Source organism: Ruegeria sp. BI7 (assembly GCF_056537925.1).
In genome coordinates, this window is the sequence record NZ_JBQFSK010000012.1 from 111,229 (window position 1) to 123,792 (window position 12,564).

The 12,564-nt window shown below is 52.2% G+C and carries 17 protein-coding genes and 1 tRNA gene; 8 read left to right on the forward strand and 10 right to left on the reverse strand.

Going from position 1 to position 12,564, the window contains the following annotated elements:
• Position 1: 1 nt before the first annotated feature.
• From ACR0JB_RS19925 to ACR0JB_RS19940, 4 genes are read right to left on the reverse strand one after another with little or no spacing between them, the layout of a single operon-like run.
• Positions 2-433: a protein tyrosine phosphatase family protein gene (locus ACR0JB_RS19925; protein WP_170362573.1), complete on the reverse strand. Its 432-nt coding sequence runs from the start codon at positions 431-433 to the stop codon at positions 2-4.
• Between the two features lie 9 nt (positions 434-442).
• Complete coding sequence (locus tag ACR0JB_RS19930) at positions 443-874, reverse strand: DUF6691 family protein (RefSeq protein ID WP_170398798.1); 432 nt, start codon at positions 872-874, stop codon at positions 443-445.
• Positions 874-1,296: a YeeE/YedE family protein gene (locus ACR0JB_RS19935; protein ID WP_170362575.1), complete on the reverse strand. Its 423-nt coding sequence runs from the start codon at positions 1,294-1,296 to the stop codon at positions 874-876. The genes ACR0JB_RS19930 and ACR0JB_RS19935 overlap by 1 nt, the downstream gene beginning before the upstream one ends.
• A 32-nt stretch (positions 1,297-1,328) precedes the next feature.
• On the reverse strand, positions 1,329-2,192 hold the full coding sequence (locus tag ACR0JB_RS19940) for an MBL fold metallo-hydrolase (protein ID WP_170351326.1): 864 nt from the start codon (positions 2,190-2,192) through the stop codon (positions 1,329-1,331).
• Between the two features lie 244 nt (positions 2,193-2,436).
• Here ACR0JB_RS19940 and ACR0JB_RS19945 point away from each other — a divergent pair, with 244 nt between their 5' ends.
• The gene (locus tag ACR0JB_RS19945; protein ID WP_170351325.1) at positions 2,437-2,652 is read left to right on the forward strand and encodes a hypothetical protein; all 216 of its coding nucleotides are present in this window, start codon (positions 2,437-2,439) and stop codon (positions 2,650-2,652) included.
• A 9-nt stretch (positions 2,653-2,661) separates the two neighbouring features.
• Here the strand turns inward: ACR0JB_RS19945 and ACR0JB_RS19950 are convergent, their stop codons facing one another.
• On the reverse strand, positions 2,662-2,880 hold the full coding sequence (locus tag ACR0JB_RS19950) for a hypothetical protein (RefSeq protein WP_170351324.1): 219 nt from the start codon (positions 2,878-2,880) through the stop codon (positions 2,662-2,664).
• A gap of 161 nt (positions 2,881-3,041) precedes the next feature.
• Between ACR0JB_RS19950 and ACR0JB_RS19955 the strand changes: the two genes are divergently transcribed.
• Positions 3,042-3,311, forward strand: coding sequence for a DUF2312 domain-containing protein (locus ACR0JB_RS19955; RefSeq protein WP_058282431.1), 270 nt, complete (start codon positions 3,042-3,044; stop codon positions 3,309-3,311).
• Between the two features lie 55 nt (positions 3,312-3,366).
• Here ACR0JB_RS19955 and ACR0JB_RS19960 read toward each other — a convergent pair whose 3' ends face one another.
• Positions 3,367-3,927, reverse strand: a complete 561-nt coding sequence (locus tag ACR0JB_RS19960) for a hypothetical protein (RefSeq protein WP_480790225.1) — start codon at positions 3,925-3,927, stop codon at positions 3,367-3,369.
• 491 nt (positions 3,928-4,418) lie between these two features.
• On the opposite strand from ACR0JB_RS19960, the gene ACR0JB_RS19965 reads away from it, so the two are divergent.
• Positions 4,419-4,494, forward strand: a tRNA-Thr gene (locus ACR0JB_RS19965).
• 415 nt (positions 4,495-4,909) lie between these two features.
• Here ACR0JB_RS19965 and yecR read toward each other — a convergent pair.
• The 4 genes from yecR to ACR0JB_RS19985 all read right to left on the reverse strand — a co-directional run bounded on the left by yecR (position 4,910) and on the right by ACR0JB_RS19985 (position 9,345).
• Positions 4,910-5,227: a YecR family lipoprotein gene (gene yecR / locus ACR0JB_RS19970; RefSeq protein WP_480790226.1), complete on the reverse strand. Its 318-nt coding sequence runs from the start codon at positions 5,225-5,227 to the stop codon at positions 4,910-4,912.
• A 694-nt stretch (positions 5,228-5,921) separates the two neighbouring features.
• Entirely contained in the window at positions 5,922-7,346 is a 1,425-nt protein-coding gene (locus ACR0JB_RS19975; RefSeq protein ID WP_480790227.1) for a S1C family serine protease, read from the reverse strand.
• 1,256 nt (positions 7,347-8,602) lie between these two features.
• Complete coding sequence (locus tag ACR0JB_RS19980; protein ID WP_480790228.1) at positions 8,603-8,857, reverse strand: hypothetical protein; 255 nt, start codon at positions 8,855-8,857, stop codon at positions 8,603-8,605.
• 95 nt (positions 8,858-8,952) lie between these two features.
• Positions 8,953-9,345, reverse strand: a complete 393-nt coding sequence (locus ACR0JB_RS19985; RefSeq protein WP_480790229.1) for a hypothetical protein — start codon at positions 9,343-9,345, stop codon at positions 8,953-8,955.
• Positions 9,346-9,544: 199 nt separating this feature from the next.
• Between ACR0JB_RS19985 and ACR0JB_RS19990 the strand changes: the two genes are divergently transcribed.
• From ACR0JB_RS19990 to ACR0JB_RS20010, 5 genes are all read left to right on the forward strand, one after another.
• Positions 9,545-10,225, forward strand: coding sequence for a hypothetical protein (locus ACR0JB_RS19990; protein ID WP_480790230.1), 681 nt, complete (start codon positions 9,545-9,547; stop codon positions 10,223-10,225).
• Positions 10,226-10,296: 71 nt separating this feature from the next.
• Positions 10,297-11,235, forward strand: a complete 939-nt coding sequence (gene radC, locus ACR0JB_RS19995) for a RadC family protein (protein WP_480790231.1) — start codon at positions 10,297-10,299, stop codon at positions 11,233-11,235.
• Positions 11,236-11,287: 52 nt separating this feature from the next.
• Positions 11,288-11,683 carry a thermonuclease family protein gene (locus ACR0JB_RS20000; protein WP_480790232.1) on the forward strand — a complete coding sequence of 132 codons (396 nt, stop codon included), beginning with the start codon at positions 11,288-11,290 and terminating at the stop codon, positions 11,681-11,683.
• 73 nt (positions 11,684-11,756) lie between these two features.
• A complete protein-coding gene (locus tag ACR0JB_RS20005; RefSeq protein WP_480790233.1) occupies positions 11,757-12,068 on the forward strand; it encodes a hypothetical protein in 312 nt (103 codons plus the stop codon).
• Between the two features lie 151 nt (positions 12,069-12,219).
• Positions 12,220-12,564, forward strand: a 345-nt coding sequence (locus ACR0JB_RS20010) for a hypothetical protein (protein WP_480790234.1), incomplete at its 3' end; no start/stop codon positions are given.

The window sequence follows — 12,564 nt, forward strand, 5'->3', positions numbered from 1 at the left end:
TTTACTCAGTGTCGCCGCGGATCTGCTCAAGGATCGGGCGCAGGTTGTCCAGCGTGTAACCCGCTTTGGTGGTCGCGTTCAGGATGTCGTCCGCACTCATCCGATCGCACTGCCCCAATGCCCACACTACCGAACACCGCGTGCCCGAGGCGCAATAGGCCAGAACCGGTCCGCCGCAGCTTTCGGCCAACTCGCGTTGCAGGGCCACATTTTCAGGGGTCATGGTCTGGTGGGTCAGTTCCAGAACCTCGTATTCCATACCCGCCGCACGCACCGCGTCGCCGATGGCATCTGATTGCATGTCTGCAGGAACCTCGACATTGGGCCGGTTGCAAATCACTTTGACAAAACCGGCATCGGCGATGGCTGGGACGTCCTCGACCGAAATTTGCGGCGAGACGGCGTAGCGGGGGGTAATCGGGCGAATCTCCATGGCAATTGCTTAGGCCGCGTTGGCGGCTCTGTCCAGTTGCGCACCAAGGGTAGGGGCCGCAACCATGCCCACAATCATGGCGATCAGGAACACAATTCCGCCAACTCCCCCATAGCCAAGCGAGGCAAGGGCCGGTCCGGGGCACAGCCCAACCAATCCCCAACCCATGCCAAACAGAACAGAGCCAAAGATCAACTGGCGGTCCAATTCGGGTGCGGCTTTTTGCGGAAACCTCCCTCCGGTCAGTGGGCGGCGGTTGGACGTCAACCGCCATGCGACAAGCATGGGAAGGATCGCGCCAGCCATCACAAAAGCGAGCGTTGGATCCCATTGTCCGAACATATCCAACCAGCCCTGCACTTTGGTTGTGTCGGTCATACCAGAGATCAGCAGGCCGATTCCGAACAACGATCCTGCAAGAAATGAAATGACTACGCGCATCAGATCAGCCCCCAGACATGGCGCAGCAGAGCGACCGTTGCGATCCCAGCCATGATGTAGACGATTGTGGCGACAATGCCCCGCAGGGAAAATCGGGATATTCCGCAAACGCCGTGCCCCGATGTACACCCATTGGCGATGCGTGTGCCCAACCCCACCAATAGACCGGCGATAATCACGAGGGTGATGTTCCCGGTCAGATGAGTTTGGGCCGCGGGCAATAGCAGGGGCCGCAGCAACAAGGGCACTCCGATCAATCCCGCAAGAAAAGCCAGCCGTTCAAGTGATCGATCACTGCCGTCGACCAGTCCGCCCAGAATGCCACTGGCCCCCATGATGCGCCCATTGCCCAGCAAATAGAGGGCAGCACCCAGCCCAATCAGAAGACCTCCGCCAAGGCCCCATATCCATTCAGGTTGCATTGTTTGTCCTTTGCACGACAGCCGCCAATGTTTCAGAGTTTGTTCAGTGGCAGTTTCAAGTAAACGTCGCCATCTTCATCGGCTGGCGGCATCTGCCCTGCACGCATATTCACCTGCAGCGACGGCAGAATCAGGCGGGGCATGGGCAGCGTTGCATCACGGGCGTCGCGCATTTCAACGAACTCTTCGACAGAGCGTCCATGACCAATATGGACGTTCAGCGCCTTTTGCTCTCCCACGGTTGTTTCCCAAGCATATTCGTCGCGCCCCGGCGCCATGTAATCATGCCCCACAAAGACGCGCGTCTGATCCGGTAGTGCCAGAATTTTTTGGATCGATTCGTATAGCGTTGCGGACGACCCACCTGGAAAATCACAGCGCGCCGTGCCGAAATCGGGCATGAACAGAGTGTCGCCGACAAACGCAGCATCGCCAATCACATAGGTCAGGCAGGCCGGAGTGTGGCCGGGCGTATGCAGAACATCGCCGCGCATCTGACCAACGTGAAAGCTGTCGCCTTCGCGGAACAGGGCGTCGAACTGACTGCCGTCCCGCTGAAACTCGGTCCCTTCGTTAAAGATTTTACCGAATGTTTCCTGAATGGTAACGATCTGATCCCCGATCCCGATCTTGCCGCCCAGCTTTTCCTGCAGATAGGGGGCAGCGGATAAGTGGTCGGCGTGCACATGGCTTTCCAGAATCCATTCAACCCGCAGGTTGTTCGCCCGCACGTACTCGATGATCTTATCGGCTGCGTGCGTACCCGTCCGGCCAGAGGCGTGGTCAAAATCCAGAACGCTGTCGATAATCGCGCATGCAAGCCCTTCGGGCTCTTGCGCCAAGTAAGAAACCGTAAAGGTCTCGGGGTCGAAAAACGCTTTTACTTTTGGTGTCATGTGGTCCTCCGCCTATGTCGGTAATTCATATATTAATTACGGAATATATTGCAATCAACACTGCGTGATTTGACGCGGGTCAAAGCAGGGTAGCCTCGTTTCGAGTAAAATTTAATCAAATCGCCCCCGGTCGCAAAAATAGTCCGACGAACAGGCGGTTTTCCGCGCGATTGTGTAGCAATCTAAACGGGTCTTAAAACGGTCACATATATCAGACTAAATGAAGACATTTGGGAGGATAGAAATGTCGTCAGTCAATTTATACTCAGAAGCCGAACAACTTGAAGAAAAGCTCAGCGGAGCGTGCCTTGATACACGTCTGGCATTGCAACCGAGTGTGGCCAAGGTGATTCAACGGATGCGCCAGCAGGGAATGCATGTCCCGTCGCGCCTACGTCGTTTGGATGCAGCCCTGTGCGAAGATGCGATGGAAGCGCGCTTTGATAATCTGCCCGTTTGAATTCAACGGTCAGCCAAAAGAAATCCCGACGATCACCACCATCAGGCCAAGAACCGACAAAAACAGTGATGCCAGGTTCCACGGCAATACACCTTGAACAACAGCGCGCAGTTCCTCGTCCGACAAGCCGGACTTGCGCGCCTTCATCACACGCAGGATACACCAAACCAGGCCGCAGAGCCCGGCAAGCGACAGGGCGGCACCGCCCCAGGTGATGAATTCGAACATGGTTCCCCACATTTGCTTGTCAATTCCACCAGCGCTTAGCGGATCGCCACTGCTCACACAAGTCCGGCAGGATTGGGTGCTTGCGGCCCGTGCGGCAGCAATGTATCCGGCGTAGAGCCCGCTGTCACAGCATCAGATATCCACCTCTGGGAGAGACATTTATGGATGACATGACCGAAGATCAGGCCACTGCGAATTATCGTGTTACCGCGGGTGAGCTGCGCCAGTTCATCGAACGCTTTGAACGCCTGGACGCAGAAAAGAAAGACCTTGCGGAACAGCAAAAAGAGGTGATGGCGGAGGCCAAAGCCCGTGGATACGACACCAAGGTCATGCGCAAGGTAATCGCGCTGCGCAAGCGCGACAAGGACGATATTGCCGAAGAAGAGGCGGTGCTTGAGATGTACAAGGAAGCTCTTGGCATGAGCTGAAACAGGGCTGGGTCCGTCTGACGATTCTTGTCATGCGGGTCCCCCACATTCACGATCAGGGTTTTAGAACACGCACGCCCGGTACAGCACCAAGCCGTTCAAGATCCTGTTCGTACAGTTCTGAAAACGCGTCCACGATCTCGGTGGACCAGCCGGGCAAGTCCAACTCTTCCTCGATTTTCTCAGGCAGCGCGTGCTCTTCAAAGATCTGAGCCAACTGTTCATGCAGGGCTAACCTGTCTTGCGGCTCAATTTGGTTGCTCAGGGCCAGCACTTTGGTTTGTCCGGCTTCATCCAGCAAAGTCGCCAACAGGTCATATTCATCCACCAGCGTCGTGCTGTCGTCCAAGCCAGTCAAAGACCGTATAATGTCCCCCCAGATAAACGGGGTGTCCTCATTGCTCCACAATGTGATTTGAACGCTGGGGGCGAGGTCCTGAATGTCTTCGATCATGCCGATCCAGCTAAGGCAGCTCAGGTCGGTGTTTCGGACGATTTCAGCTCGCTCATCTTCGGGCAGCGACATCAGGAGTTTGGGGATAAAGCTGCCCGGATTTCTGAGCCCTATGAACAACTCAAGTTGATGGTCATCGAAGGCTTGTTCCAACAGGGCCATTCTGCGACCGGCTAAAGGATACAACTGCCCTTCCTGCAAGGCATCAGCCGGTTCGCCCGCGAATCGTCTGCTGGAAAAGATCGCGCGCTGGGTATGTGCATCGTTTGGCAGAATGCTATTGAGGTTTTGGGATAAGTCGACGGCCTCAGTTCCCAACTTTTCAAAAATAGGATTGAAGCTCCTGTTGTATCGCCGCGGGCCAAAAATCTTGACCCCGTTATTTTTCAGGATGTCTGAGTTTTTCTTCAACGAGTTCAGCACGCGGCCTTCATCTGTAAAAGCCGCGCCCGCGTGGATAGCAACCTTCATTTTCGGTTCTTGTCCTTGCTTTCAACTCTTCTAATCGGGTTACAGCTTGCGGTCGGAACAGTCAAATCCACACCATTCTGCCGGGTTGTTTCTTCGCGTTGCCAAGAAATCCGACATTCACTAAGTTAAGATAAAAATATGGGCTTGCAGTCTCCTAAAAGAGAAAGTAATCGACACCCAGTGCCCCTATAGCTCAGCTGGTAGAGCAACTGATTTGTAATCAGTAGGTCCGCGGTTCGAGTCCGTGTGGGGGCACCATTTAAAATCAATGCCTTACAGTGTTTTTGTCAGCTTGAATTCGCGCCGTGATTTCGTTCTAGGGGACAAATGGGGGACAAGAGCACCGTTTTTTGCCTATAGAGCGCAACTTGAATGTGAGGTTCTCGCTTCCCGCCTGCAGATTGAGGGCAGCCGATATCTTACGGACGACCGGCAGTAGCTCGTGTGCCTAGGTAACTGCGAAACGCCGGAGGAATTTGCTACTCTCTACCTGCTTTCAACGCCATTGGGTCAATCCATTTAGAGTAGTCACAAGCTCCTAGAAATCAGAAAGCCCACTTTTTGCGAGCTTTCTAATTGTATTAACCGGCTACAGACTTAAAGAGCTGTGCCACAAATGAAGTCTTTGGTTGTGACCTGTAGCAGCACGAAACGCTTTCCTTCGGTTGTCCGATTAGCCCCTGCCAAGGCATTGGTAAGTTCTGGAGATGGTAGCATCTAGGCATTGCCCGTAACCGTTCTTGGAGTGGCACTGCTGCGACGTTCCTTGGAAGGGGTCCGCCTTGGAGTAACCCCATGCTTTGCATCGCGCATCCGCAGAGGCTTGAGCCTGTGCCCAATCCGGTGTGGTGGGTGCATATAGTCCAGTATTGTAGGAGAGCACCACGTTGGCGTCGTCTCGACTACCAGATGTTGGCACGGGAACGACGGTCTGTGCTTCACAAGCTGCAACCAATGCAGTTGCAACTATAAATATGTACTTTAGTTTCATGTTTACCCCTTGGTTGTACGGATTGAATATTTAGAATGAAAAGATAGTGTCAATGTGACGTGAAAGTTTCTTCTAAAAGCGTGTGAGACAGTGCAGCTTTTGGATTACAGCAGGGCCATACTCTATTGCCTACTGTTCGCAGCAATATGCATGAACTGAGAAAGCACGCTGCTAAAGGTTAAATGCGTGCAGCGCAGCATCAAGCACTTCGGGCACCAAGCAGTCGAATGCACCCTCAGTACCTCATTCCTAATCATTGGCCGTTTAGGAATCGGCTAATGGTCCAGACGCAATCGGCACATTGGCCTTTCTGTCCGATCAAAACTACCTTTCTAAAATCTGAACCACACTTTATTTGATGAATTCACAATAGATGTTTCGCCAATCGTGTGCCCGTGCAAGTGTTAAGACATTGTTAACGGAGTACGATTGTGAAAACGCTCATTTCAATCAGCGTGCTTGCGCTTGTCTTGTCTTGGATGCCAGCCCTTGCGCAGGATGCGACTTTGTCTTCGAATTCCGGAGGCAAGCCCATCTCTACTCAGTCGTTTTGGAAATTGATGGAAGACGACGGCAAGGCCCAGGTATTTGACGCTGCCTGCTGTAAAGTTTGCCGAAAAGGCAAGGCCTGCGGAGATAGCTGTATCAGCAAAAGTTACACATGCCGGAAGGGCGTGGGTTGCGCTTGTAATGGTTAACGACATTCCACAAAGGTTGTGAAGCTGGCGGCTAAGTCGGCAACTTCCTCAGGTTCCAACATATTGTCGTCCAGACTAAGAATCGGATTGATGGCATTCTGAGCTAAGAAAAGCTTTGCAATCTCCCCTCGTATGGCAAAGTTGACATTCTGTGGCGTATCTCCGAGGGCGTCAGTTACTACTCGTTCGTTCAATTTTGCGACAACCACTCCGACCACCTCGCCGTCGGCTGCAAGTAAAGGACCACCTGAGTTTCCACTTTGAATAGGGCTTGTAATCTGCATGGTGCTCAAGTCGCCACCAATGCCCTTTAAAGAAGAAACGGACCCGCGAGTAACGTTAAGACCACCAAGGAGGCCCGCATATGGGTAGCCAACTGCTGTGACGTCCGAATTCAATCGCGCAGGACTGGCCGAAAATACGGCGATTCCCCTGTCTTTCGGTGTGTCGTATTTTAGTAGCGCTAGGTCGTACTCTTCAGATGAATTGACCAGAGTTGCTGGCCTGTCATCAATGAAAACGTGTGTGCACCCGTCAACGACATGCTGGTTGGTAAGAACATGTCCAGCCCGTGAGACAATAAAGCCGGTTCCAGCACTTCCTTGACTGTCCGGGCTGGATGCCTCCGGCTCTTCTCTAATTGGTTCATCCGCCTCTTCGAGTGCAGCGACCACTTGTTGGATGACTCCATCAAGTTTCCCGTTGTTCGAAATATCCAGTGGATTGGCTCGGCCTTTTGAAATACTGGAGGCCACTGCTGCTAGAATGTGGCCGTCCGGTTCGTTTGCAGACAACATTACCGTTGACCAGCCGCCGTTCACGAAATCCGACCTAGTGTAAAGGGTGGAGCCGTCTCTTTTTGTTGCTGAGGAGACGGCGAGGTTGTTTTTCCTAACTGTATAGGGATCACTTCCCAACTGATGAGATTGGACAGTAAAGTCGTGAAGTTTCTGGGCGGTTTCGACTGAGTGAATGCCAACGGAAATGGAGAAGCTACTATTGGCGTGGCGGTAGTTCAAAAAGTAGTCTGAATCAGCTTCGCGACGGATAGTGTCTTTAGGCCAAAGTAGAGATAACCCCAAGCCCTCAAAGTACTGTATATCCCAACCATCTTGGGAGATGCGCTCGAATAGGGTCCACGCCAGAAACGCCATATGCCAGTCTTCGGGATCTGATTTGAACACATCGCGAGAATAGTCGTTTAGCGCTCGATTGCTGATTTTGCCCCACGCCCCATCCAACAGTCCATGGTAGTGACCCTCAAACGCAAGTGCAGTCTGCAGAAACCGCTTGTCCTCGTAGCTGAGGTTGGTCGCGTCAAACCCTTGTAACAACGCCTCAAAGTCTTGCGAACGTGCAATTGAAGGAAAAATCATTCCTGAAAGAGCAATAATTGCAACCAAATTTCGCAAAATTCTCATTAAATAACTCAACAGTCTGTACGCTTTCTGTGGCAATAGTTTACGTGCAGAAATGGACATTTCTAGGACGGCAATGATTGGTTTCTGTATTTTGTGAGGAGTCAAACTTAGCTGGAGCCTTGCGCCACCACCAACGGCGGTTCCTTCGGAAGCGACCGAATATCAAACCACTTAAAGCACGTGCCGTCAGGATTCCGTTTGTCGCCCATATGCAGATGCGCACCTGTCGTCTTGTGCCGTATCAAAGCCGCCCTGAACGCTCTCAGGTCTATCAGCCACCAGCTTACAATCGATTGTCCAGTAGGGTCCGCATGGCCGTAGAACATCCAGTCCCCGCAACCATTCACAATCTTGGATAGCTCTGTTTCAGCACCAGTTGGTAACTTCGCGCGGATACCCTAGAAACAGTGCGAAAACTGCTGCTTGGTTTATAGTCATATTCATTCTGTTTTGATTTCGGGGTTGAGCGCCCAGTGATGCAGCACGGCTACAGGTCAAGCATCAAAGGCAGAAACGAAAGCTGTGCGCCTTCCGCTCCACCTTGGCCTAGGCAAATACACGCCACCTACAAAGCGGGTTTCCGCAACGTAAATGCCCACTCACTATGCGAGGCAAAGGAATTACTCTACATCGTGCAGGACGTTTTGATGGGGGTCAAAATGAAGCTCAGCGTATTGGAAGTTTGTTGCATACTGTTGGCCAGTGCAGTGGCCGTAGCCGGGTTTGTCGAAGCCGCAAACGCGCTGATTTCAGCCATCTGACCTTTTTGACACTGAAGCCCCTGATGACGTCTCTAACTTCCTTCGCTACACCCTCGGCGGAGAATATTTTCGCCCTTATCAGTCATCCCACTTCTCCCAGCTCTTTCCTGAGCCAATGTAGACCCTTCTTGTCGAGATATGGCCACATTCTCGGCAACTGAAGCGGCTGATTTCCCCTATGGCAGTACCGAAAACTCCGCCAAGCCAGGGTCCGGCTAGGCTCTTTATTGCGGGGTCGTCTTGAAAAGAAAGGCTAATGCAATCAGCCGTGCCTCCGCACTTTCGGCACGCCGCGATTTCATGGCCTCGTTCCTTGTCGAACTCCATAGGGCATCTTATGCGGCGCTTCGATTGTCGAACAAGACCTCTCTGACCCAACGAAACCAAAAAACGCCGAGCGGGGTTGACTTTCCGGCACCCCTCTTGAGGGAGCAGAGCCTGTCTCGAGGCGCGCAGTTTGCTTTCCGGCGAAACGCACCAGACTGACTACTCCCTCTAACCATAGCGCCGTTTTCGCGCTGCCATCTTGCGACAACCTTCCTTGCAATACTTGGCATCGATCCGTTTCCACTCGGGCATGAGTTCCCCGCAATAGGCGCAGTGCCAGCCTCGGGCGTAGTTGCGCGCAAGCCTGTTTGCCCGCTGTGCAATCCGGTGCGCGTTCTGCCACGGGTAGTGCGTGAAGCCGAGCCGCACATAGGGCGGGCTTAGTTCTTCAATCCAGATTGTTGCGTTTTCGCGGTCGGTCATTGTGCTACCTTTTCCGGGAACGGCCCTTGATATTGCTGGGAAATCCTGGGTTAACTCCCCCTGCGGTCTTTACAGTCCATCCGCCAAGGCCCATCTTATGCACATGACAGTTGCTGACCTTTCCTTTTTCGAACTGTATTGCGTTTCAATGGCTTCTGCATCTGTGCTTGTGCTGGGTTTACTGATGTGACGTACTCGGGTTTTTCTTCGTCCCAGAACGCATTGACGATGGCTTTCAGTTCCTCATCGGGGCATTCGATGGCATCGCCCGAAAAGTTCGCCTCCACATGCCACACGTTCGGAATGTGGCTCAGGGAGAAAATGCCGATAGTGTCGTTCAGTCGCCAATACTGAACCAATCCGCTACGGATCATCTCTGCGGCATCACCAGCCAGTTCTTCAAACTTGTCTTGTCCGAATTCACGGACGAGTGACACGCGCGCAGCCTTGGCCAGCATGTCCTGTTTTGTGTCCTTCGCTGCCTGCATTTCAGCCCCCGTTTCCACTGCATTAAGGGTATCATAATACCTCAAGCAAAGCAAGAACAAGGAGGGAACAAAGAGGGGTAAAAAAGATGGCATCTGACTAGATTGCAGCCACTAAAATCTGTGAATTTCTTGGTGTCACCCGTTAAACGGGTTAGGTTTTCTGCATTCGTTTCAAGCCAAATTGTAAATGGAGTTACCCATGAAAATTGCTTCAGCTATTGCCTTACTGCTTGGGCCTGTTTTCGCTTTGTCTGCCTGCAGCGACATATTCCATGCAGACTTCGAGAGTGGAACGCCGGGTCAGTCGCCGCTGTCAAACCCGCCCGGACCTCCTGTTGGTGATAGCATTAGCGTCGGATCAGATGAGTTTTTCTTTGTCGGTGTAGCTGACGCAATTGAAGGTGACCTCTCCCTCAATATTCGTGAGCGCCCCCCTGGTACGAACACTTCTGGCGACCACATCATTTTTAGGACGTCACCGATTAGCGATGACACTGCTCCCATTTACATCAGATGGCAGGGGAAGGTTCTTGATACTGGCGGTATGATTATAGATAGCGGCGTTTTAGGAAGATACTTCGGCAGGGTGGTCTTCGATAATGGTCAAATTCTCATGTTTGATACGCCAGTGGGCAGCTACAGCATTGGCGACAGTCATACTGTTCTGATTTCCCTTTTCCCGGAAAGTATGGTGTACCGCTTAGCATTGTTTGGCGACACATCGTTGGATTCAGGATTTGCTGAAGCAGACCTGCGAGAACTCGACGGAGACCCGCAAAACGAGGGTTTCGTAGATTTTTCTGTTACTGCATCTTCGGATCAAAATCGTTTCTACGTGATGGACGGTTTGACGGTTTCGCTTCAGGACCTCAGTGAGTGATTTTGGGTTTACCGTCTATTAACCAACACATCGCCATTGTCGTTTGGCAGAGGAACGCGATGGGTGCAATTATGAAAAGTCAGATATTGGACCAACTGAAAGAGGCAATTGGCCGGGACAAAAAGAGGTTCGGCAAGTTGGTCAAATACAACGGGCAGAACGGCTTTTCAGAGGACGCGATGCAGGGGCTTGAGGATCTGGAAGCACGTACGCCACCTCCGGACGCAATCAGCGAGCCAGCCTATGCACCCGGCTATGTTCACCGTGACCGCCTGTCGCCAAAGAACGCGGCAGGAGGCGGATTAGTCAAAGGTGATGACGGGGCGAAACGCCCGCACTATTGGGGGCACCGTGAGCGCCTTCGGCAGCGGTTCCTAAAGGGCGGTCATGAGCCAATGCCCGAGTACGAGCTGCTGGAACTGTTATTATTCAACGCAATCCCGAGGATCGATGTTAAACCCTTGGCGAAACGCTTACTGGCAGAGTTTGGCGACTTGAACGGTGTCATTGCTGCATCCAAGCACCGAATTCTCCAAGTAGATGGCGCAAATGATTGGGTCTACTACCACTTGAAGGTAGTTGAAGCCTTCGGGCACAGGATGGCCCAGGCTCAGGTGATGAAGCGGGATGTTGTGTCATCTTGGGAGGCTTTGGTGACCTACTGTCGAACTGCAATGGCGCACCGCGAGGTAGAGCAGTTCCGCGTTTTGTATCTGGATCGCAAGAACGTTCTGATTGCCGATGAGGAGCAGGCGAAGGGCACCGTTGACCATGTTCCGGTTTATCCACGGGAAATTGTGAAACGTGCGTTGGAACTGAATGCTAGCTCGCTAATCTTGGTTCACAATCACCCATCAGGTGATCCAACCCCCAGCAAGTCCGATATCGATATGACCCAGCGAGTTCTGGACGCTTGCGATACGATGGGTATCCTCATTCATGACCACGTTATCATAGGTAAAAAAGAGGAATACTCGTTTAGTGCAAACGGGTTGCTGCAAAGGTTCTAGCCTTATAGTCGTCGGGGCAATTCAAGCTTACACACAGAGAATCCGTCATTCTATGAAATACCTTCTGTTCGTCAGTCTCATTGTTTTTACCACCAGCACCCAAGCCGGAACCCTTCACGTTCGTGACGCTGACACCATTGTTGTAGATGGCACCCCCGTTAGGCTGAACGGCGTGGATGCTCCCGAACTCGGCACCAGGTCAGGACAGGACGCAAAGCGCTGGATGGTCAACTATCTGCGCGGCAAGTCCATTTCCTGCGACCTGAATGGCGAACGCACCCATGACCGTTGGGTCGGGGTTTGCTATGCCGACGGGCAGGACGTAGGAGCCGCTGTAATCGCCGCTGGACACGCTTTGGACTGCGCTCGGTACTCCGGTGGCCGATACAGAAGCTTAGAGACTCCAGCAGCTAAGTCTCGGCTCAAGCGGGCAAAGTACTGTAAGTGAAGTGCCAGAATTAGTGACACGCAATTTAGCGTTACTTGACCACCTGAACAGAAAATTCGGGGGGGAGTATCTTGTGGAGTTAGGTAAACTGACCACTCCACTTTGCGAGCCGCCAATACCCAGTGCTTTTTGTAAGTTAACAGCAAAACACCAAGGCTGGGTCACATTGGACGTGATCCATGTTGCAGGGAAAATGAGAGGTAATGGTTTCGGTTCAAAGATGGTCACAAACTTGTGTCTAGCGGCAGACAGTTTCCAAGTTGAATTGCGTCTCACTCCAGCGTTTTCTGGCGAGAAAAAAGATAAAGTAGAACTCTGGTATTCTCGCTTCGACTTCTATCGTCACAGTGATTTGCACGAGCTTAAACGTGATCCAAAACTGTAATGTTCGGTCGACAATTTTCAGGTGTCGAACCGATGCACAATCGACGAAAAATTTTCGCCAAGTATAAATTAGCCGTTGCAACTTTTAGGATTGTTGGGTGACAAGGGGACAATCTTAGGGTCACACTAGGTTAACAGGCTAGGTTTAAGCTTTGATATTCAGAAGTTTTGCGTGCTTTGCCACGCTGTTCTCGCTCTCGACGGCCGCACATGCCGATTTCATCCTTTCGGACAGTACCGAAGTCGCTCCGTTGGAGATGTTTCAGGAATGCGATGTTTGCCCTGAAATGATCGTCTTACCCCTTGGTGAATTTACGATGGGAGGACCGATCGGAGACTCGATAAACGGGTTGGTCATGCTAGATGGCAAATTGGCTATGGTCGACGTCGGGCATCCGGCCATTGGTAAAGATGAACGACCGTTGCATCGCGTTGAAATCGATATTCCCATCGCCATGGCGCGCAACGAAATCACCTATGATCAATGGATGGCTTGT